General features: G+C 65.0%; 16 protein-coding genes. 14 read left to right on the forward strand and 2 right to left on the reverse strand.

The genetic code is table 11. The features are described from left to right. Positions 1 to 51: 51 nt before the first annotated feature. The 4 genes from LRX75_RS16745 (at position 52) to LRX75_RS16760 (ending at position 2,591) form a co-directional block, all read left to right on the forward strand. Complete coding sequence (locus LRX75_RS16745) at positions 52 to 918, forward strand: ComF family protein (RefSeq protein WP_231815825.1); 867 nt, start codon at positions 52 to 54, stop codon at positions 916 to 918. A gap of 113 nt (positions 919 to 1,031) precedes the next feature. After that, positions 1,032 to 1,289 (forward strand): glutaredoxin 3, encoded by a 258-nt coding sequence (gene grxC, locus LRX75_RS16750; protein WP_231815826.1) that lies wholly within the window; start codon positions 1,032 to 1,034, stop codon positions 1,287 to 1,289. A gap of 13 nt (positions 1,290 to 1,302) precedes the next feature. Next, entirely contained in the window at positions 1,303 to 2,166 is an 864-nt protein-coding gene (locus tag LRX75_RS16755) for a carbon-nitrogen hydrolase family protein (protein ID WP_231815827.1), read from the forward strand. Next, positions 2,163 to 2,591 carry a DUF1178 family protein gene (locus LRX75_RS16760; RefSeq protein ID WP_231815828.1) on the forward strand — a complete coding sequence of 143 codons (429 nt, stop codon included), beginning with the start codon at positions 2,163 to 2,165 and terminating at the stop codon, positions 2,589 to 2,591. Before LRX75_RS16755 ends, LRX75_RS16760 begins: the two co-directional genes overlap by 4 nt. Before the next feature lie 20 nt (positions 2,592 to 2,611). Here LRX75_RS16760 and ubiG read toward each other — a convergent pair whose 3' ends face one another. After that, positions 2,612 to 3,361, reverse strand: coding sequence for a bifunctional 2-polyprenyl-6-hydroxyphenol methylase/3-demethylubiquinol 3-O-methyltransferase UbiG (gene ubiG, locus LRX75_RS16765; protein WP_231815829.1), 750 nt, complete (start codon positions 3,359 to 3,361; stop codon positions 2,612 to 2,614). 209 nt (positions 3,362 to 3,570) lie between these two features. On the opposite strand from ubiG, the gene LRX75_RS16770 reads away from it, so the two are divergent. The 10 genes from LRX75_RS16770 (at position 3,571) to LRX75_RS16815 (ending at position 18,281) form a co-directional block, all read left to right on the forward strand. Beyond that, positions 3,571 to 4,824 carry an aspartate kinase gene (locus LRX75_RS16770; protein ID WP_113150825.1) on the forward strand — a complete coding sequence of 418 codons (1,254 nt, stop codon included), beginning with the start codon at positions 3,571 to 3,573 and terminating at the stop codon, positions 4,822 to 4,824. A 71-nt stretch (positions 4,825 to 4,895) separates the two neighbouring features. Further along, positions 4,896 to 7,160: a phosphoenolpyruvate--protein phosphotransferase gene (gene ptsP, locus LRX75_RS16775; protein WP_231815830.1), complete on the forward strand. Its 2,265-nt coding sequence runs from the start codon at positions 4,896 to 4,898 to the stop codon at positions 7,158 to 7,160. Between the two features lie 110 nt (positions 7,161 to 7,270). Then, positions 7,271 to 8,353, forward strand: a complete 1,083-nt coding sequence (gene prfA, locus LRX75_RS16780; RefSeq protein WP_231815831.1) for a peptide chain release factor 1 — start codon at positions 7,271 to 7,273, stop codon at positions 8,351 to 8,353. Positions 8,354 to 8,356: 3 nt separating this feature from the next. Continuing rightward, positions 8,357 to 9,232, forward strand: a complete 876-nt coding sequence (gene prmC, locus LRX75_RS16785) for a peptide chain release factor N(5)-glutamine methyltransferase (protein ID WP_231815832.1) — start codon at positions 8,357 to 8,359, stop codon at positions 9,230 to 9,232. A gap of 408 nt (positions 9,233 to 9,640) precedes the next feature. After that, positions 9,641 to 10,585, forward strand: a complete 945-nt coding sequence (locus LRX75_RS16790; RefSeq protein ID WP_231815833.1) for a DUF4167 domain-containing protein — start codon at positions 9,641 to 9,643, stop codon at positions 10,583 to 10,585. Positions 10,586 to 11,192: 607 nt separating this feature from the next. Beyond that, on the forward strand, positions 11,193 to 12,725 hold the full coding sequence (locus LRX75_RS16795) for an NUDIX hydrolase (protein ID WP_231815834.1): 1,533 nt from the start codon (positions 11,193 to 11,195) through the stop codon (positions 12,723 to 12,725). Positions 12,726 to 12,893: 168 nt separating this feature from the next. Continuing rightward, complete coding sequence (gene clpB, locus LRX75_RS16800) at positions 12,894 to 15,500, forward strand: ATP-dependent chaperone ClpB (protein WP_231815835.1); 2,607 nt, start codon at positions 12,894 to 12,896, stop codon at positions 15,498 to 15,500. Between the two features lie 170 nt (positions 15,501 to 15,670). After that, on the forward strand, positions 15,671 to 16,450 hold the full coding sequence (locus LRX75_RS16805) for a formyl transferase (protein ID WP_231815836.1): 780 nt from the start codon (positions 15,671 to 15,673) through the stop codon (positions 16,448 to 16,450). Between the two features lie 149 nt (positions 16,451 to 16,599). Then, on the forward strand, positions 16,600 to 17,217 hold the full coding sequence (locus tag LRX75_RS16810) for a methylenetetrahydrofolate reductase C-terminal domain-containing protein (protein ID WP_231815837.1): 618 nt from the start codon (positions 16,600 to 16,602) through the stop codon (positions 17,215 to 17,217). Next, entirely contained in the window at positions 17,214 to 18,281 is a 1,068-nt protein-coding gene (locus LRX75_RS16815; protein WP_231815838.1) for a methylenetetrahydrofolate reductase, read from the forward strand. Before LRX75_RS16810 ends, LRX75_RS16815 begins: the two co-directional genes overlap by 4 nt. A gap of 47 nt (positions 18,282 to 18,328) precedes the next feature. On the opposite strand, the gene LRX75_RS16820 is transcribed toward LRX75_RS16815, so the two are convergent. Beyond that, on the reverse strand, positions 18,329 to 20,296 hold the full coding sequence (locus tag LRX75_RS16820; RefSeq protein ID WP_231815839.1) for a M23 family metallopeptidase: 1,968 nt from the start codon (positions 20,294 to 20,296) through the stop codon (positions 18,329 to 18,331). Positions 20,297 to 20,871: the final 575 nt, after the last annotated feature.

The raw sequence follows: 20,871 nt of genomic DNA on the forward strand, positions 1-20,871 counted from the left end.
AGTGGGCGCCATCTTCTAACGGTCGAGAGGGCGGAAGGACGCATCGGAGCTATGGATGGTGAGTGGCAGCCTGTCGAGACGACGCACCGGATGGGCGCCGAGCGTCGGGTGCCGGCGGGCATCGATGTCGATGCGGTCGATCCGGTGCCGGGCCGCGGCCGGGCTCTTCGCGCCTCCCTTGCCGCACGGCTTCTCGCGGCGGCTCGTGGCGCGGCCGATCTCCTCTATCCGCCGGTCTGTCGTGGCTGCGGCCGCTTCGTCCAGCGGCATGCCGCCGTGTGCCCTGCCTGCTGGGGAAGCCTCCGGCTGATCGAGCGTCCGTTCTGCGAGGTGCTTGGCGTGCCCTTCTCTCACGATCTCGGGCGCGGCATTCTTTCGGCGGACGCCATTGCCAATCCGCCGCCGTTCACGCGTCTGCGCTCGGTCGCGATCCATACGGGTATCGCGCGCGATCTCGTGCATGCGCTGAAATATACCGACCGCACCGACCTTGCGCCGATGATGGCCGCCTGGATGCTGCGGGCCGGCGAAGGGGTGGTCGAGGCGGCGGATGCGATCGTTCCGGTGCCGCTGCACAAGTACCGGCTCTGGTCGCGGCGGTTCAACCAGTCGGCCGAACTGGCGCGGGCGCTCGCCCGTCTCTCCGGCCGGCCGATGCTGGCAACCGCGCTGGTGCGCCAGCGGCGCACGGCGCGGCAGGTGGGGCTGGGCGCGACGCAGCGGCAGGACAATGTGCGCGGTGCCTTCACGGTGACGGAGGCCGGCCGCTCGCTCGTCTTCGGCCGGCACATCGTGCTCGTCGACGACGTCTATACCACGGGCGCCACGGTTGCCGCGGCGACGCGGGCGCTGAAGCGGGCCGGCGCGCGCGAGGTGACGGTTTTGACCTTTGCAAGAGCCGTGACCGTGCTTATATGACCGGAGGACGACAGGCGGCAGGGCCATGACGGTTTCCTGCCGGACGTGTCGGACTTAGCAGCGCACCGGCGCCGTGCCGATGCGGAAACACGCTCCGAAAACAGGTGTCGTACATGGCTTCCGTCGTACTCTATACCCGTCAGGCCTGCGGCTATTGCGCCGCCGCCAAGAAGCTCCTGTCCAGCAAGGGCGTCTCCTTCTTGGAGCATGATGCGACCTATTCGCCGGATCTCCGTCAGGAGATGATCGCCAAGGCGAATGGCGGCTCGACATTTCCGCAGATCTTCATCAACGGCACCCATGTGGGTGGCTGCGACGATCTGCATGCGCTCGACAAGGCCGGCAAGCTCGACCCCATGCTGGCAGCCTGAGGATACCGGCCCCATGACCCTCCGCGTCGCCGCCGTCCAGATGTGCTCCGGCACCGCGCCCGAGAAGAACGCGACGGCCCTGTCCGCGCTCGTTCGCGATGCGGCGGCCCGGGGCGCCACCTATGTGCAGACGCCGGAGATGACCGGCGCGCTGCAGCGCGACCGGGCGGCGCTGCGTGCCGCCCTGCGCGGGGAAGACGAGGACGTGATCGTGCGCACGGCACGGGGCTTGGCCGCGGAGCTTGGCATCCACCTGCATATCGGCTCGACGGCCATCAGCCTTGCCGACGGGAAGATTGCCAATCGCGGTTTTCTGTTCGGCCCGGACGGCGAAAAGATCTGCCATTACGACAAGATCCATATGTTCGACGTCGATCTCGACAATGGCGAAAGCTGGCGCGAAAGTGCCTCCTACACGCCGGGCGAGACGGCGCGGGTGGTCGATCTGCCGTTCGGTCAGCTCGGCTTCTCGATCTGCTACGACGTGCGGTTTCCCGAGCTTTTCCGCCGGCAGGCGGTGGCCGGCGCGCAGATCATGACCGTTCCCGCCGCCTTCACCCGCCAGACCGGCGAGGCGCATTGGGAAATCCTGTTGCGGGCGCGCGCCATCGAGAACGGCTTCTTCCTGATCGCGGCGGCGCAGGGCGGCGTGCATGAGGACGGACGCGAGACCTTCGGGCATTCGATGATCGTCGATCCCTGGGGTCGTATCCTCGCCGAAGCCGGCCCGAGCGGCGAAGCCGTCATCGTGGCCGATATCGATATCGCCGCCGTTGCCGCGGCGCGCGGCAAGATCCCGAACCTGAAGAATGCACGCGATTTCTCAGTGGCGACTATCGGCGACAGCGTCCCGACGACCGGGGGCGTCGCCGCGTGATCCGCTATGCACTCACCTGCGACAAGGGCCACGGCTTCGAGGGCTGGTTCGGGTCGAGTGTGGACTTCGAGGCGCAAGCCGAATGCGGGCTGGTGACCTGTCCGGTCTGCGGCACGGCCTCGGTCGACCGGGCGCTGATGGCGCCGGCGCTTTCGACCGGGCGGCGCAAGGACAAGCAGCGTGGCCTGATGATGGATCAGGCGCAGCAGGTGGCGATCTCCAAGATCCGCGAGATGGTGTCCACCATTCGCGCCAATGCCGATGATGTCGGCGAGAAGTTTCCCGAGGAAGCCCGGAAGATCCACTATGGCGAAGCCGACGCCCGCGGGCTGATCGGCCGTGCGACGGTGGAAGAGGCGCGGGCGCTGATCGAGGAGGGCATCGCGGTCGCGCCGCTGCCGATCCTGCCCGACGAGGTCAACTGACGGCCCCGCCGGCCCGAATTCTAGCTACGCGGGCGCTTGGCGATCATCATGTAGTTGACGTCCATGTCGCGCGACAGGTTCCACTGGTTCGTGAACGGGCTGAAGAAGACGCCCGTGCGCTCCGTGATCGTCAATCCCGAGGCCGAGAGCGGCTTTTCGATTTCTTCCGGCCGGACCAGTTTTTCGTATTGATGCGTGCCGCGGGGCAACCAGCGCAGGACGTTCTCGGCAGCGAAGATGGCGAGCGCTGCCGCCTTCATCGTGCGGTTGATCGTGGCAACGACCATCATGCCGCCCGGGCGCACCATGGAGGCGCAGGTGGACAGGAAGAACTCGACATCGGAGACGTGCTCCACGACCTCCATGTTGAGCACGATATCGAAGGTCTCGCCGGCCTCCGCCAGAGCTTCGGCGGTAACGGCGCGGTAATCGACGGACACGCCGCTGCCGGCCGCATGCGTCTGCGCAATGCGGATGTTCTTCTCGGAGGCGTCGGCCCCGACGACATCCGCACCCATGCGCGCCATCGGCTCGGAGAGTAGGCCGCCGCCGCAGCCGATATCGAGCAGGCGCAGGCCCTCAAGCGGACGTGGCGCCTTGGGATCGCGGCCGAAGGTTTCCGCGGCACGATTGCGGATATAGCCGAGGCGCACCGGATTGAACTTGTGCAGCGGCTTGAACTTGCCGTGCGGGTTCCACCACTCCGCGGCCAGCGCCGAAAAGCGATCGACTTCGGACTGGTCGATGGTCGTGCGGGCCGCGTCTGTCATGAAGTCGTCTCCGGGAAACTCAAGCGTCATCCGTGAAGTCGTCCGCGGCCCTCCCATTGTCAAGGGCTGCGACAGGAAGACCCGCCCTGCATAGACGGCGTGGCGTCGAAGCCACCCTATGCCATTGCGCGTTTCCGGCAACTTCGCTATGGAACCGCCAACTTCGGCAGGCGCGCGGCGCGCGCAATCTCTGGTACCGGTAGAGGCAGATGGCACGCATCGTGATGAAATTCGGCGGAACCTCCGTCGCGGACATGGATCGCATCCGGGTCGTCGCCCGCCATGTGAAACGCGAGGTGGACGCCGGGCACGAGGTGGCCGTCGTCGTCTCCGCCATGTCGGGCAAGACGAACGAGCTCGTCGGCTGGACGCGCGATGCGTCCCCCATGCACGATGCCCGCGAATATGACGCCGTCGTCGCCTCGGGCGAACAGGTGACGTCGGGGCTGCTTGCGATCGCGCTGCAGCACATCGGCATCAACGCCCGCTCCTGGCAGGGCTGGCAGATTCCGATCCGCACCGACAATGCCCATGGCGCGGCGCGAATCATGGATATCGACGGCTCCGACCTCATCCGCCGCTTCGGCGAGGGCCAGGTCGCCGTCATCGCCGGTTTCCAGGGCCTCGGTCCGGACAACCGCATCGCGACGCTCGGCCGCGGTGGCTCGGATACGAGCGCCGTCGCCATCGCGGCCGCCGTCAAGGCGGATCGCTGCGACATCTACACCGACGTGGACGGCGTCTACACGACCGATCCGCGCATCGTGCCGAAGGCGCGTCGCCTGAAGAAGATCGCGTTCGAGGAAATGCTCGAAATGGCCTCGCTCGGCGCCAAGGTGCTGCAGGTGCGGTCGGTCGAGCTTGCCATGGTGCACAAGGTCCGCACCTTCGTGCGCTCCAGTTTCGAAGACCCCGACGCGCCCGGCATGGGCGACCTTTTGAACCCGCCGGGAACGCTGATTTGTGATGAGGAAGAGATCGTGGAACAGGAAGTCGTAACCGGCATCGCCTATGCCAAGGATGAGGCGCAAATTTCGCTGCGGCGTCTGGCCGATCGCCCGGGTGTCTCCGCCGCGATCTTCGGGCCTCTCGCCGAAGCGCACATCAATGTCGACATGATCGTCCAGAACATTTCCGAGGACGGATCGAAGACCGACATGACCTTCACCGTGCCCTCCGGCGACGTCGACAAGGCGCTGCGCGTGCTCGACGCGGAGAAGGACAAGGTCGGCTTCGACGCAATCCAGAACGAATCGGGCCTCGCCAAGGTGTCGGTGATCGGCATCGGTATGCGCAGCCATGCGGGCGTTGCGGCGTCGGCTTTCCGGGCGCTGGCCGAAAAGGGCATCAACATCAAGGCGATCACGACCTCGGAAATCAAGATTTCCATCCTGATCGACGGTGCATATGCCGAATTGGCCGTTCGGACTTTGCATTCCGTCTACGGGCTGGATAAGACTTAAGCGAAGCGGCCGAAGTGCTGCCGGCCCGGGGTGCCTGCACCTCCACTCTTTGATCGGGGAGACGTTGCGCGATGAGAGACCTGTCCGGTCCACGCGTTCTTCTCAAGCGGCTGCGCGAACTGATGGCGGAGCCGCTGGAGCCGCAGGAGCGGCTTGACCGGATCGTGCGCCAGATCGCACAGAACATGGTCGCGGAAGTCTGCTCGGTCTATGTGCTGCGCTCCGATGGCGTGCTCGAACTCTACGCCACCGAAGGTCTGAACAAGGACGCCGTGCACCTGGCCCAGCTGCAGATGGGGCAGGGCCTCGTCGGGACCATTGCCGCCAGCGCCCGGCCGCTCAACCTGTCCGACGCCCAGTCGCACCCCGCCTTCACCTACCTGCCGGAAACGGGCGAGGAGGTCTATCACTCCTTCCTCGGCGTGCCGATCCTGCGCACCGGGCGGTCGCTCGGCGTTCTCGTCGTGCAGAACAAGGCGAGCCGCACCTATCGCGACGACGAGGTGGAAGCGCTCGAGACCACCGCCATGGTGCTGGCCGAAATGGTCGCGACGGGCGAACTCAAGAAGATCACGCGCCCCGGTCTCGAACTCGACCTGTCGCGTCCCGTGACCATCGAGGGCTCCGGCTTCAACGAGGGCGTGGGTCTTGGCTATGTCGTGCTGCACGAGCCGCGCATCGTCGTCACCAACCTGCTGAACGACGATACGGACAAGGAGCTGTTGCGGCTCGGCGAAGCGCTGGGGTCGCTGCGGATCTCGATCGACGACATGCTGTCGCGGCGCGACGTGTCCATGGAGGGTGAGCACCGCGCCGTGCTCGAGGCCTACCGGATGTTTGCGCATGACCGCGGCTGGGTGCGCAAGCTCGAGGAGGCCATTCGCAACGGCCTGACGGCGGAAGCGGCCGTCGAGCGGGTGCAGAGCGAGACCAAGGCGCGGATGATGCGCCTGACGGACCCGTATCTGCGCGAACGCATGCACGATTTCGACGATCTGGCCAACCGGCTGCTGCGGCAGCTGACGGGCTATGGCGCACGCGTCTCGGACAAGGATTTCCCGGTCGATGCCGTCGTCGTTGCCCGGGCGATGGGGGCGGCCGAACTGCTCGATTATCCGCGCGAGAACGTGCGGGGCCTGGTGCTGGAAGACGGCGCGGTGACGAGCCATGTCGTCATCGTCGCCCGCGCCATGGGCATCCCGGTCGTCGGCCAGGCGGCGGGGGCCGTGGCGCTGGCCGAGAACGGCGACGCGATGATCATCGACGGCGACGACGCCAAGGTGCATCTGCGCCCCATGGCCGACCTGCAGCGGGCCTATGAGGAGAAGGTGCGTCTGCGCGCGCGGCGGCAGGAGCAGTTCCGCGCGCTTCGCGGCGTCGAGCCGATCACCCGGGACGGCAGCCGCATCCGGCTGCAGATGAATGCCGGCCTGATGGTGGATCTGCCGCAGCTGGACGAATCGGGCGCCGAGGGCATCGGCCTGTTCCGCACCGAGCTGCAGTTCATGATCGCCTCGACCATGCCGCGGATGGAGGAGCAGGAGGCCTTCTACCGCAACGTGCTGAAGCAGGCGGCCGGCAAGCCGGTGACGTTCCGCACACTCGATATCGGCGGCGACAAGGTGGTGCCCTATTTCCGGGCGGCCGAAGAGGAAAACCCCGCACTCGGCTGGCGGGCGATCCGCCTGTCGCTCGACCGGCCGGGACTCTTGCGCACGCAGTTGCGCGCCATGCTGCGGGCTTCGGCAGGTCAGGAACTGCGCATCATGCTGCCCATGGTGACGGAGGTCTTCGAGCTGAAGGCGGTGCGCGAGCTCCTGCAGAAGGAAATCCAGCGGCAGTCGAAGGTCGGCGAGCAGCTGCCGCGCAAGCTGCAGTTCGGCGCGATGCTGGAAGTCCCGGCGCTGCTCTACCAGCTGGACGAGCTGATGAGCGAGGTCGATTTCGTTTCGGTCGGTTCCAACGACCTCTTCCAGTTCACGATGGCGGTGGACCGCGGCAATTCGCGCGTGTCGGATCGCTTCGACGTGCTGAGCCGCCCGTTCCTGCGGATGCTGCGCGACATCGTGCGCGCCGGCGAGCGCAACACCACGTCCGTCACGCTCTGCGGCGAGATGGCGTCGAAGCCGCTCTCGGCTTTGGCACTGCTCGCTATCGGCTTCCGCTCCCTGTCGATGTCGCCCACGGCCGTCGGGCCCGTCAAGGCGATGTTGCTGTCGACGGATCTGGCGCGGCTGTCGCCGGAGCTGAACGCCCTGCTGGACGACACAAAGGGAACGCGCACGCCGCGCGAACTGCTGAAGGCCTTTGCGGCGGAGAATGACATTCCGTTGTAGGGCTGGGGTTTTGGGGTTCGAGACAAGACCCTCTCTGTCCTGACGGGCGGAGAGGGTCTTTTTCCCTTCCGACATTCGATCATTCGCCGCTCAGCGGCCTGGAGTAAGCATTGGCCACATTACCTGTCGAAAAAATGCGGGAGCTGGAGCGGCGGTTCGGGGAAATCGAGGCGCGCATGTCGGCGGGGCCGGCAGCCGATGTCTATGTGAAGCTTGCATCGGAATATTCCGAGCTGCAGCCGGTCGTCGCTAAGATCCGCCAGTACGAGAAGGCCGTGGCGGAGCTTGCCGATATCGAGGCGCTGCTGTCCGACAAGGCGACCGACCGCGAGATGCGCGATCTGGCCGAGATGGAGAAGCCGGAGATCGAGGCGCGGCTGGAAACGCTGGCGAGCGAGATGCAGATCCTGCTGCTGCCGAAGGATGCCGCCGACGAGAAGAGCGCGATTCTCGAAATCCGCGCGGGAACCGGTGGTTCGGAGGCCGCCCTTTTTGCCGGCGATCTCTTTCGCATGTACGAGCGATACGCCGCCGACAAGGGCTGGAAGGTCGAGGTGCTCAGCGCCAGCGATGGCGATGCCGGCGGCTTCAAGGAAATCATCGCGACCGTCACCGGGCGCGGCGTGTTCTCCAAGCTGAAGTTCGAATCGGGCGTCCATCGCGTGCAGCGCGTGCCGGACACGGAGACGCAGGGGCGGATCCACACCTCCGCCGCCACCGTCGCGGTGCTGCCGGAGGCCGAGGATATCGATATCGAGATCCGCGCCGAGGACATCCGGATCGACACGATGCGCTCATCCGGTGCGGGCGGCCAGCACGTCAACACCACGGACAGCGCGGTGCGCATCACGCATATGCCATCCGGCATCGTGGTTACGAGCTCGGAAAAATCCCAGCACCAGAACCGGGCGAAGGCCATGCAGGTTCTGCGCTCGCGCCTCTACGACATGGAGCGGCAGAAGGCCGATAGCGAGCGCTCGGCCTCCCGCAAGAGCCAGGTCGGGTCCGGCGACCGGTCCGAACGCATCCGCACCTATAATTTTCCGCAAGGGCGGGTGACGGATCACCGCATCAACCTGACGCTCTACAAGATCGACCGGATGATGATGGGCGAGATCGACGAGGTGGTGGATGCGCTGCTGGCCGATTATCAGGCTGACCAGCTCGCCCGTCTCGGCGAGCAGCAGGGCTAGGCGGTGACCGACACGATCGACAGCCTGCTGGCCGAGATGCGCGCAGCGCTCCGGCAGGCGGATTTCGACGATCCGGCGCAGGAAGCGCGCATTCTCGTCGGCGGATGCCTCGGTCTGACGCCGGCGGGGCTGATGAGCCGCGGCGCGGACCTCGTGGCGGCGGACAGGGCGGCCGCCATCCGCGCCGGAATCGCGCGACGGCTGGCCCGCGAGCCACTGCACCGTATTCTCGGAGTGCGGGATTTCTATGGTCTGTCCCTGTCGCTCTCGCCGGAAACGCTGGAGCCGCGGCCGGACACGGAAACACTGGTCGAGGCCATGCTGCCGCATGTGCGGGCGACGGTCGCGCGGCTCGGGCAGTGCCGCATCCTCGACCTCGGCACGGGCACCGGCGCGATCTGCCTGGCCCTTCTGAACGAGGTCGCCGGGGCCACGGGCATCGGCGTCGATCTTTCCGAGGATGCCCTGGCGACCGCCGCCGCCAATGCGCAGGCGCACGGCCTGTCCGCGCGTTTCCGGACGGTGCGGAGCGACTGGTTCGAGACGATCGACGGGCGTTACCATATCATCGTTTCGAACCCGCCCTACATCCGCTCGGATGTCATCGACGGCCTGGACCCGGAGGTGCGGCTCTTCGATCCCATGCTCGCGCTCGACGGCGGGACGGACGGGCTGGATGCCTATCGCATCATCGCGGCACACGCGGCCGCCTTCCTCGAAGATGAGGGCATGGTCGGGCTGGAAATCGGCTTCGACCAGAAGGACAGCGTGACGCGGATCTTCACGGGCGAAGGTTTCGAGAGAACGACGTTCCTGCGCGATCTTGGGGGAAACGACCGGGTGCTCGTCTTTCGCCGTGCCGATGCTGGCAAGCCATAGACCGCAGGCCTTCCAGCCTGTTGAAAACAGGCGGTTTACTGCCTCGGCAAAGCGATGTTCTTTTCTCAGATGCAAAGAAAAGGCTTGGAATTGGCGGGGAAGCCGGATAGGTTGCCGCCACGCACTGAGCAGACGGTCAAGGATTTCAGGATTCGTTCCGGTCAGACCTCTCCGCAGGGAATGCTCTTCTGACACAAGAGCTTGGGTCGACAGTGCCTGGTGCGGGTACCTGTTAATTTGACGCCAACCAGCGAGATGCCTTTTCAGGCTGCTGGGTCGCGGCGTGCCTTCTCGTTCCGACTCCCCTTATGTCGGGAGCTGCGAGAGGGTGTTTACCACGATGGCCGGAGCCATGAGGCCGGACGCCATATGAACCATCATGATCAAGAGATTTCGGGTGACGATAGGATGAGGCCAGGACAGCAGAACAAGCGCGGCCGTGGGCGTAACAACAATAATAACAACAACAATAACAATGGCGGCGGCGGTAACAACAATCATAACCGGAAGGGGCAGAACCCGCTCACCCGGACCTATGACAGCTCCGGCCCCGACGTGAAGATCCGCGGCACCGCGCAGCATATCGCCGAGAAGTACACGACGCTCGCGCGGGATGCGCAGAGCTCCGGCGACCGGGTCATCGCCGAAAACTATCTTCAGCATGCCGAGCATTACAACCGCATCATCGCAGCCGCACAGGCGCAGATGCAGGAGCGCTTCCAGCGTGACGATCGCCCCTCCTACGAGGGCAGCGACATCGACGGCAACGACCGTGACGGCATGATGGACGACGATCAGGACCAGGGCTACGACGACCAGCCCGCCATGATGCAGCAGCCGACACCGCGCCGCGAACAGCCCCGCCAGCAGCAGCCACAGCCGCAGCAGCGGACGGAGCGCACCGAACGGCCGGACCGTCAGGACCGCGCCGAGCGCAACGAGCGTCCGGTTCAGGCCGATCGCCCCGAGCGGACGGAACGCGTGGACCGCAACGAGCAGGCGGACCGGCCCGAGCGGACGGAGCCGCGGGCTGAACGGCCCGAGCGCGCCGAACGTCCGGAGCGTGCCGAACGTGCACCCCGCGCCGAGCGTCAGCCCCGCGCCGAGCGGCCCGTCGCCGTCGAGCATCCCGTTGCCGCAAAGCCGGAAACCGTCATCGACGGTACGGGCCCTCAGCCGGACATCGAAGGCACGCCCGCCGAGGTCGCCATCGAAGAGGAAGCCGCTGCCGGCCGCACCCCGCGCCGCCGGGCTGCACCACGTCCCCGTCGCCCGCGCCGTACCGAAGGTGCCGCGGACGAGGGTATCGCCGGCGAACAGCCGGAAGCGCCGGCTCTGGCCGAATCGGAATAACCGGTCGCAAGACCTGTGCGATTGGAAAGGGCGGCGGCAACGTCGCCCTTTTTTCGTGGGCCGTTCTATTTCCGCAGATAGCTTTTTTCGCCGCTGTCGGAGAGGCAGAACCGGCCGCCGCGTGGACCGGTGCAGACTGTGCCGCTGCGGCAGTCGCACGTCGTTGCGTCTGTCGCCGGTGCTGATCGGGGTGATGCCCCGAGGAGCCCGAGCGGTCGATAAGTTGCCGAGCAGGAAGCCTTGCTCGCGCTGATCGAGCCATCGCGGCAGATGAAGCGCTCTCCCTGACAGTAATCGATGCCGCCTTTCCTGCCGCTGCACGGCGTGTTTCCGGCCGCGAATGCCTGGCTGGCGACGAGACTGAAAAGCACGAGGGCCGAGGCAATAGCCGGGAGCAAGGACCGGCACGAGGCTGGCAGGTGCGCGGGTGGCATGGATAGGGGGTCCGGGATCGTCGGGTTGCCTTGGGTCAAGGCTCTCCTTCGACGTTGGGTATTCCGAAGCGTTTGTCAATTCTTACAAATAGGATGCAAGCTGTCTGAAACGTCGTCACAGCGACGCGAATGGGGATATGGTCACGCTTCATCGTGAGGGGAGGGGACCGGCCATGGCTGGGAATGACGAGACCTGGAAGATCCTGCATTCGCGGTCTCTGATCCGCGATCGGCATATCGATGTCCGTGCGGATGCCTGCGAGACACCGTCCGGGCTGCGCATCGACCCTTATTATGTGCTGACCTATCCCGACTGGGTCGTCGTCGTCGCGATCACACCGGACAGGCAGATGGTGCTGGTCCGCCAGTATCGGCATGCTGCGGGCAAGGTTTTGTTGGAAGCGCCAGCCGGCAGCATGGAGGCGAGCGATGTCGATCCAGAGGCCGCGGCGCGGCGGGAGCTTTTGGAGGAGACCGGCTATCGCTGCGAGCAGATGGAATGGTTGAGTTCGCTCTATCCCAATCCCTCGATGCAGACGAACCGCGTGCATGCGTTTCTCGCTCGCGACGTCGTCCGCGTGGCCGAGCAACAGCTCGATCCGGAAGAGAATGGGCTGACGGTCGAGCTTCTGCCGATCGAAACGGTGCTTGCTGGTTTGGGCACCGGACTGATTGGCCAGTCGATGCATGTTGCCGCGATCCTTCAGGCCATGACCGTGCTGCCTGTGTTGAAGCCGGTGGCGGAACGTGATGCTACGTCTCGCTCCGGCGGATCGCCTGTGCCGCCGTTTTCCCGACCTGCAAGGCTCGGAGACCGGGAGACCTTGCCGGGTGGCGATGGGATGAGGGTTTTTGGTGTGGATTTCACCTCCGCTCCCTCACGGCAAAAGCCGATCACCTGCGTGCAATGCCGACTGGATGGCGGGACGTTGCGGTTCGTGGAAATGCATCGCTGGACGAGTTTCGATGGGTTCACCGGTTTTCTGGCCTCGTCGGGCCCGTGGATTGCCGGGCTCGACTTTCCTTTCGGGCAGTCGCGCCGGTTCATCGAGACGATCGGCTGGCCTTCGTCGTGGGAAGGCAGCGTCCGGCACGTCGCCGGGCTGACGCGTGCGCAGTTCTACGAGGCTTTGACGCAGTACCGTCTGCCGCGCGCGCCGGGCGACAAGGAGCACCAGCGGTTCATCGACAAGAGCACAGGCGGCATCAGCCCGCAGAAGCTGCATGGCGTTCCGGTCGGTCTGATGTTTTACGAGGGCGCGCGCCGGCTGCTCGAATCCGATGTGCATCTGCCGCTTCTGCGGGCGGGCGACCCGAGCCGCGTGGTGGTGGAGGCCTATCCCGGCGTCATGGCGCGGCGGCTGATCGGGCGGCGATCCTATAAGAACGACACGCGCAGCCTGCAGACGGCCGCGCATCTGTCGGCGCGCCTCGACCTGTTCGACCGTCTCTGCGATCCCGTGTCCGATCATTCCCTGTCCGGCTTGCGGATCGAGGCACCGCGATCGCTGGCCGAAGATCCGAGCGGGGATGCGCTGGATGCGCTCCTGTGTGCGGTTCAGGCAGGCTGGGCCTACGGGCAGAGAGAGGTCGGTTTCGGCATTCCGCCGCATGCCGATCCGCTCGAAGGCTGGATCGTCGATCCCGCGCTTTTGCACCTGTTCGATCAGGGTGGAACAATCTCGCAGCAAAGCGACATGACGTGATGTCTGCTCTTTAATTCGGCAAAAACGCCTCCCATATCTCCTATCGAAGCGGGAAGATGCTGCGATCCGCAGCGTCCCTTCCGCGATACCGGGCTTGCCGATTTCGGGAGCCCGATCCCAACCGCCGGGGCGTGCCGCATGGGCGTTCCGGTTCCAAGGAGGTAGACGATGGATATCGAGAAATATTCGGAACGCGTGCGCGGTTTCCTGCAATCGGCGCAGACCTATGCGCTGTCGGCGGGGCATCCCCAGTTCACGCCCGAGCATGTGCTGAAAGTGCTGCTCGACGACGATCAGGGCATGGCAGCCTCGCTGATCGAGCGCGCCGGCGGCCGGGCGAAGGACGCCAAGCTCGCCAATGATGCGGCCCTTGCCAAGCTGCCGAAAGTGTCCGGTGGAAACGGCGGCATCGCGCTGTCCCAGCCGCTCGCCAAGGTTTTCACGACCGCCGAAGAGGCTGCGAAAAAGGCAGGCGACAGTTTCGTCACCGTCGAGCGCCTGTTGCTGGCGCTGGCTGTGGAAACATCGGCCTCGACCGCACAAACCCTTTCGAAGGCTGGCGTCACCGCGGCCCGGCTGAACCAGGCGATCAACGAGATCCGCAAGGGCCGCACCGCCGATGGCGCCAATGCCGAGGCCGGCTTCGACGCGCTGAAGAAATATGCGCGCGACCTGACCGCGGATGCGCGCGACGGCAAGCTCGATCCGGTGATCGGTCGCGACGACGAGATCCGCCGCACGATCCAGGTGCTTTCGCGCCGCACGAAGAACAATCCGGTGCTGATCGGCGAACCCGGCGTGGGCAAGACGGCCATTGCCGAAGGGCTTGCCTTGCGCATCGTCAATGGCGATGTGCCGGAGAGCCTGAAGGACAAGCGGCTGATGGCGCTCGACATGGGCGCACTGATCGCCGGTGCCAAATTCCGCGGTGAGTTCGAGGAGCGGCTGAAGGCCATTCTTTCGGAAGTTCAGGCGGATGCCGGCGAGATCATCCTGTTCATCGATGAGATGCACACGCTGGTGGGTGCCGGCAAGGCCGACGGCGCGATGGACGCCTCCAACCTCCTGAAGCCGGCGCTGGCGCGCGGCGAGCTGCACTGCGTCGGCGCGACCACGCTGGACGAGTACCGCAAACACGTCGAAAAAGATGCGGCGCTTGCCCGCCGGTTCCAGCCGGTCATGGTGAACGAGCCGGATGTCGAGGACACCATCTCGATCCTGCGTGGTCTGAAGGAAAAGTACGAGCAGCACCACAAGGTGCGGATCTCGGACGCGGCGCTCGTCGCGGCTGCAACCCTGTCGAACCGCTACATCACCGACCGTTTCCTGCCCGACAAGGCCATCGACCTAATGGACGAGGCCGCATCGCGGCTGCGGATGCAGGTGGACAGCAAGCCGGAGGAACTGGACGAACTCGACCGCCGCATCATGCAGCTGAAGATCGAGCGTGAGGCCCTGAAGAAGGAAACCGACCGCGCGTCCAAGGACCGGCTGGAGAAGCTGGAACTGGACCTGACCGGGCTCGAAGAGCAGGCCGATGCGCTGACCGCGCGCTGGCAGTCGGAAAAGTCGAAGCTCGGGCTCGCCGCCGATCTCAAGCGGCAGCTGGACGAAGCCCGCAACGAACTGGCCATTGCCCAGCGCAAGGGTGAGTTCCAGCGGGCGGGCGAGCTTGCCTATGGCGAGATCCCGAAGCTCGAAAAGGCGTTGCAGGAGTCCGAGGCGCAGGACGGCTCCGCCGCATCCATGGTTCAGGAGGTGGTGACGCCGGACAATATCGCGCACATCGTTTCCCGCTGGACCGGGATACCGGTCGACAAGATGCTGGAAGGCGAACGCGACAAGCTGCTGCGCATGGAAGACGAGCTGGCCAAGTGGGTCGTGGGGCAGGGGGATGCGGTTCAGGCCGTGTCGCGTGCCGTGCGCCGCTCGCGCGCCGGACTGCAGGATCCGAACCGGCCGATCGGCTCGTTCATCTTCCTCGGGCCGACCGGCGTCGGCAAGACGGAGCTGACCAAGGCGCTCGCGCGCTTCCTCTTCGATGACGACACGGCGCTCGTGCGCATGGATATGTCGGAATATATGGAGAAGCACTCCGTTGCCCGGCTGATCGGTGCACCTCCGGGCTATGTCGGCTATGAGGAAGGCGGTTCGCTGACGGAAGCCGTGCGGCGCAAGCCCTATCAGGTCGTGCTGTTCGACGAGATCGAGAAAGCGCATCCCGACGTCTTCAACGTGCTGCTGCAGGTGCTGGACGACGGGCGTCTGACCGACGGCCAGGGCCGGACGGTGGATTTCCGCAACACGATGATCATCATGACATCGAACCTCGGTGCGGAATACCTGACGGGTCTTGCCGAAGGCGAGGATACCGACAGCGTGCGCGAGCAGGTCATGGGCGTGGTGCGATCGGCCTTCCGGCCGGAGTTCCTCAACCGCGTCGACGAGATCATCCTGTTCCACCGCCTGAAGCGCGGCGAGATGGGCGCGATCGTCGATATCCAGCTCGAGCGGCTGAAAACGCTGCTGGCCGATCGCAAGATCACGCTGGAACTGGACGGCGACGCCCGGCACTGGCTCGCGGAGCGCGGCTACGATCCGGTCTATGGCGCACGCCCGCTGAAGCGGACGATCCAGCGCTATGTGCAGGATCCGCTCGCCGAGAAGATTCTGTCCGGGGACATTCCGGACGGCTCCGTGATCACGGTGCTGGAAGGGTCCGACCGGCTGAACTTCAAACTGCGCGGTACGGGCGAAGACCGCGTTGCGGCCTGATCGCCCCTCGCGATCCGAGATATCAGCCTCCCCGGGAAACCGGGGAGGCTTTTTCGTGTCAGGGACTTATACCCAGGCGTCGCTGACAGGTTTCTCATGCCGACACCTGGTATTAATCGCCCGGTAAGCCGGATGGGTGACAAATGCGGCGAGGCGAACAGAGGCGTGATATGGCGGAGATGAAGCGAGCGGGTCGGGTGGTCGTGGTCACGGCCGGCGGACGCAACCCGCAGATCCTGATCAACGCGCTCGCCCATCACTTTTCCGAGGTCGTGGTTCTCATGGAGCCGGCGGAATCCAAGGGCATCTTCGTCAGGCGGCGCGCCCGCAAGCTCGGATGGCCGATGGCGCTCGGGCAGCTCGCGACCATGATCGCCTCCAAATTCGGCAAGCGTTTCACCAAACGTCGTGCGCGGGAAATTCTCGCGGCCTATGGCGTTTCGGATGCGCCGAATGCCGATGCCAGAACGGTGCCGATTCCGTCGATCAATACGCCGGAAGCGCTTCACACCTTGACCGAGCTCTCGCCGGATGTCGTGTTTCTCGTGTCGTGCCGCATGCTGTCGGCTACGACACTGTCGGCGATATCCTGCCCCGTCATCAATTTCCATGCGGGCATCAATCCGCGATATCGCGGCCTGATGGGCGGTTACTGGGCGCGGGTGAACCGGGATGAGGAGAATTTCGGTGCGACGGTGCATCTGGTCGATGCCGGCGTCGATACCGGCGATATTCTCTATCAGACGCGCATGACGCCCGACACAGCCGATACGATGCACACCTATCCGCTGCTGCAGACGGCAGCAGCAACCGATATCGCGGTTCGGGCCGTCGAGGATGCGCTGGCCGGCACGCTTCGGCCGATGGCGGTCGCGGGCCCGTCGCAGCAATGGTATCACCCGCCCGTCTGGACATGGATCTGGACCGGGCTGTCGCGCGGCATCTGGTAAGCCGTATCGGCACACGTCGCTTTCGCCATGCCGGCGTGTCGTGCAAGGATGCGCGACGGGTCGAAAAGACGCGCAAGCTTCTGCCGGATGATGGGCACGGCAATGTAGATGACAATGGGCACGGCGGGACCGACACAAGGCGGATATAGATGACGAAACCTTCGGCCTCCGATCTCGCGCCTGCGCCCAAACCCGACAAGGGCAATGCGCAGGCCGGCCGCAAGGCCGCGACCGGCGCCTATACGCCCGCCAGCGTCTCGCCTAACCGACGGGGGCAGCGCAGTTTTGCGATCCGCCTCTGGTCGGTGCGGCATTCGCGACTGCTGGAATGGGTCTATCACCGCTTCGCGTCGGTGTTTCTGGCGCTGCATCCGCTCTGGCGGGCGATCGGCTACGCTAGAGCCGAGGCGCCGGTGACCGCGGTCGAGCGCGGGGTGAAGGGTCTGCTCTTCGACTGTCGCATGTGCGGCCAATGCATTTTGTCGTCCACCGGCATGTCCTGCCCCATGAACTGCCCGAAACAATTGCGCAACGGCCCCTGCGGCGGCGTGCGCGCCAACGGACATTGCGAAGTGGAACCCGATATGCCCTGCGTCTGGGTCAAGGCCTGGGAAGGTTCTCGCCAGATGGAAAACGGCGACGCGATCCTGGCCGTGCAGCCGCCGGTGAATCAGTCGTTGCGCGAGACCTCCTCCTGGCTGCGGGTGACGGCCGCCGCGGCGCAGGCGCGGGATAGCGAGACTGTCGCCTCGGGACGTCCGACATGAGCGGCCTCCCAAGTGACCTCCTGCCCGGACATTCCTCGCGCGGACGGCTGGAGCAGGTGCTTCGCCGCGGCGAGTTCGCTGTGACGGCCGAATTGAACCCGCCCGACAGTGCCGATCCGGAAGAGGTCTATGCCCGGGCCGCCGTGTTCGAGGGCTGGGTGGATGGCATCAACGCGGTCGATGCGTCGGGCGCCAATTGCCATATGTCGTCTGTCGGCATCTGCGCGCTTCTGACGCGCATGGGTTATGCGCCGATCATGCAGATCTCCTGCCGCGACCGGAACCGGATCGCCATTCAGGGCGATGTGCTGGGTGCGGCCGCCATGGGCGTGGCGAACATTCTGTGCCTGACCGGCGACGGCGTGCAGGCCGGCGACCAGCCGGGGGCGAAACCCGTCTTCGATCTCGACTGCATGTCGCTGCTCGAAACGGTGCGGATCATGCGGGATCACGCCAAGTTTCTCTCCGGTCGCAAGCTAACGGCTCCGCCGCGCGTCTTTCTCGGCGCCGCCATCAATCCCTTCGCGCCGCCCTATGATTTCCGTCCGTACCGGCTTGCCAAGAAGATCGAGGCAGGGGCCCAGTTCGTGCAGAGCCAGTATTGTTTCGACGTGCCCATGTTCCGCGCCTACATGGACAAGGTGCGCGATCTCGGCCTGCACGAGCACTGCCATATTCTCGTCGGCGTCGGCCCGATGGCGTCGGCCCGCACGGCCCGCTGGATCCGCTCCAACGTGCCGGGCGTCCATATTCCCGATGCCATCATCGCCCGGCTGGAAGGTGCTGCCGACCAGAAGAAGGAAGGCAAGCAGATCTGCATCGATATCATCAACGAGGTGAAGGAGATCAAAGGCGTCTCCGGTATCCACGTGATGGCCTATCGGCAGGAAGAATATGTCGCGGAAATCGTTCATGACTCCGGCGTGCTGAAGGGCCGCAGACCGTGGCGGCGCGAGCAGGACCCGGCGGATGCCGGCGTTGCCGAGCGCCTCGATGCGGCCCGCGACGGCGAGATGCAGGATCAGGAGAGCCTTGCGGAGACGGCGGCGAAGCGGCCGCACTGAACGCGTCCCGACGGGATCGAAGAGCGCGGCATCATCGCCGCGCGTTGTTACTGCGTGGCGGCGACTTCGCTGCCATTGTCCTTGGCCAGCAGCTCGTCGATGCGCTGCCGCTCTTCCTCGAACTGGGCGAGCGCCGGCCCGTCCAGCGACTTGCCGCCGGGAAGGCGGATGCGCAGCGGATCGACGCGGTTGCCGTTGACGATCAGTTCGTAGTGCAGGTGCGGGCCCGTCGACAGGCCCGTCGTCCCGATCCAGCCGATGACCTGACCCTGCGCGACGCGTGCGCCGGGCTTGACGTTCTTGGCGATCGCGCTCTGGTGGTTATAGGACGAGACGTAACCGTTGGCATGACGAATGAGCGTCTGGTTGCCATAGCCGCCGCTATCCCACCCGGCCTTCTCCACGACGCCATTGCCCGCCGCGATGATCGGCGTGCCGCGCGGCGCGGCCCAGTCCACGCCTGTGTGCATGCGCGAGAAGCCGAGGATCGGATGGCGCCGCATGCCGAAGCCCGAGCGGAACGTGCCGTTGGGCACCGGATTGCGCAGGAGGAACTGACGGATGCTCTTGCCCATCTCGTTGTAGTAATCGACGGAATTGTCATCCGGATCCTGAAAACGATAGAACCGGGTCTGCGCGTCGCCGAACTTCGCGTTGACGTAAAGCAGTTCCGACGTATCCGTCGCCCGACCGCTTTCATCCGCAACGGAGAAGAAGGCCTCCAGGCTATCGGTCGGCTTCAGCTGCGCCTGGAAATCGACATTGCTCGCGAGCAGCTTGATCAGCTGCGCGACCATGCCCTGGTTCATGCCGTAGGAAAGCGCCGCCCGATAGACCCCGTCATAGACTCGGGGCAGATCACGCCCGGCCGAGATGGTCGGCGTGCCATTGTCGTCGAAAGCGGTGTAGACGGCGGAAAGCTGCGGCGGTTCCTCGCCACGCACGAAGGTGCCGTGGTCGTCCAGCGCCATGGTCAGCACATGCGCACCGCCCTTGGCGTAGACGCTCGCCCGCATCACCCGCGCTTCTTCGTTCTCGCCTCTCTGGATGATGCCGATCCGCACGACATCGCCTTCCCGGAAGATATCCGAATTCAGCGCCGTCTTGAACACGGCGGCGATATCGGCCGATTGCGCCTTGGAATATCCGGCGCCGCTCAGAACGCTCGCCATATCCGTGTCACGCCGGACCGGAATGACGTCGTCGGCAAATTCCGCACTGCTGTCGTTGATCGTCTCGAACGGCGTGACCGTCATGTTCTCCTCGACCACCCGGGCGGTGAGGCCCTGGATCAGGTCGAGCTCGGAGGCATCGGAGGCGAAGCGTCGCGGATCGACATAGAAGAGCGATGCGAGCTGGGTGTTGCCTTCCGTCAGGGCCGCGCCGTTGGAGCGGACGTTCTCTTCCACCTCGTCGAGCGACATGGACGGCCCGAATTTCAGTGTCGATCCCTTGAGGGGGAAATCGACCGTCTTCAGCGCGACCTCGGACTCGACGTCGGAGCCGTAGATGGTGCCGGTGCGCACAGGGGGAGGGGCGGAGGTGGCATCGTCATTGGAGAAGATCGCGAGGGGATCGAAGGAGGGGTAGGATTCCGAGGCCTGATGATTGGCGGCCAGCGTCATCTTAACATGCGCGAAAGGCTGGCGACGCACCACTTCCTTTTCGCCGTCGTGGATCATCGTGGACACTTCGAGGATCGTCCGGTCGGAGGGCTTGGCGACGATCACCGGCGAAACGATGCGACCACCGCGCTTGGCGGTCGTTGCCGGCTGGCCGGCGCGCAAGGCGGGGTCCACCGCCGCATAGGCTTCCGCCGGGATCGCGAGCTGCTGTCGGCCATCGAGCGCGGCAAAGAGGGCGACACCCATCAGGAGACTGGATGTGATGCCGGTGAGGAATGTTCCGGAGAGCCAGCGGAGCGAAATCTCGCGGCGATCGGGTGCCCGGCGGCCATCCGCCAGGATGGGCGGCTCGTTGCCCAGCGACCGTATCATGGATTTGTCCGTGATCATGCCAGCTGATCGGGTCCCTGTTGCGCGCGCCGGTTCTTCTTATAGGCTGCGGATATTGTGCGAAGATGTGCATCTTTCGCGCGGTCGAGTCAAATCCGACACGGTGCGCGGTGCTCTCTGAGACACCGCGATTGTGTAAAACTGAGGGCGGCGGATGCGCGGAGGCAGGTTTCCTGCAGCGCGCGGGGAGGGGAGGGGGCTCCAGCCCCTGTGGTGCAAGGCTTTGTCAGAAAACTGTCATTTTTTTCAAAAACCCTGTTGACGAACGCTCTCCCTCGGATCTATAAACCGCACACCAACGAGGGCGGCGGCGCTGCTGGCGACCGACGAACTCGCTCTGAAGTTTCTTGACTTTGTAGCGACTTGGCGGTCTCAGGCAAAATAGCTTGAGGCTCTTGTGGGGAAGATTTTGCGGTGATTTTGGCTTCAAGCTTTGATCATTTCGCGCTGTGACGGACCTGATGGGTTGTGTCGGTTTTTTGACAATTGAAGATGAGAAAGAGAAACGTGGGCGGCGGATGTTGCGCGGATCTGAGAGAGCTTTCGGGCTTTTGACGGTTCATGGAATAGACTTC

The organism is Rhizobium quercicola (assembly GCF_021168455.1).
GTDB classification, from domain to species: Bacteria; Pseudomonadota; Alphaproteobacteria; order Rhizobiales; family Rhizobiaceae; genus Ferranicluibacter; species Ferranicluibacter quercicola.

Excerpts from the sequence above, each read along its gene's own strand:
- LRX75_RS16745 (WP_231815825.1), top strand. The coding sequence starts at position 52 with ATGGATGGTGAGTGGCAGCCTGTCGAGACGACGCACCGGATGGGCGCC.
- LRX75_RS16795 (WP_231815834.1), top strand. The coding sequence starts at position 11,193 with ATGGCTGGGAATGACGAGACCTGGAAGATCCTGCATTCGCGGTCTCTG.
- LRX75_RS16820 (WP_231815839.1), bottom strand. The coding sequence starts at position 20,296 with ATGATCACGGACAAATCCATGATACGGTCGCTGGGCAACGAGCCGCCC.
- LRX75_RS16810 (WP_231815837.1), top strand. The coding sequence starts at position 16,600 with ATGACGAAACCTTCGGCCTCCGATCTCGCGCCTGCGCCCAAACCCGAC.
- LRX75_RS16770 (WP_113150825.1), top strand. The coding sequence starts at position 3,571 with ATGGCACGCATCGTGATGAAATTCGGCGGAACCTCCGTCGCGGACATG.
- LRX75_RS16815 (WP_231815838.1), top strand. The coding sequence starts at position 17,214 with ATGAGCGGCCTCCCAAGTGACCTCCTGCCCGGACATTCCTCGCGCGGA.
- LRX75_RS16755 (WP_231815827.1), top strand. The coding sequence starts at position 1,303 with ATGACCCTCCGCGTCGCCGCCGTCCAGATGTGCTCCGGCACCGCGCCC.
- LRX75_RS16805 (WP_231815836.1), top strand. The coding sequence starts at position 15,671 with ATGGCGGAGATGAAGCGAGCGGGTCGGGTGGTCGTGGTCACGGCCGGC.
- ptsP (WP_231815830.1), top strand. The coding sequence starts at position 4,896 with ATGAGAGACCTGTCCGGTCCACGCGTTCTTCTCAAGCGGCTGCGCGAA.
- grxC (WP_231815826.1), top strand. The coding sequence starts at position 1,032 with ATGGCTTCCGTCGTACTCTATACCCGTCAGGCCTGCGGCTATTGCGCC.
- LRX75_RS16790 (WP_231815833.1), top strand. The coding sequence starts at position 9,641 with ATGAGGCCAGGACAGCAGAACAAGCGCGGCCGTGGGCGTAACAACAAT.
- clpB (WP_231815835.1), top strand. The coding sequence starts at position 12,894 with ATGGATATCGAGAAATATTCGGAACGCGTGCGCGGTTTCCTGCAATCG.
- ubiG (WP_231815829.1), bottom strand. The coding sequence starts at position 3,361 with ATGACAGACGCGGCCCGCACGACCATCGACCAGTCCGAAGTCGATCGC.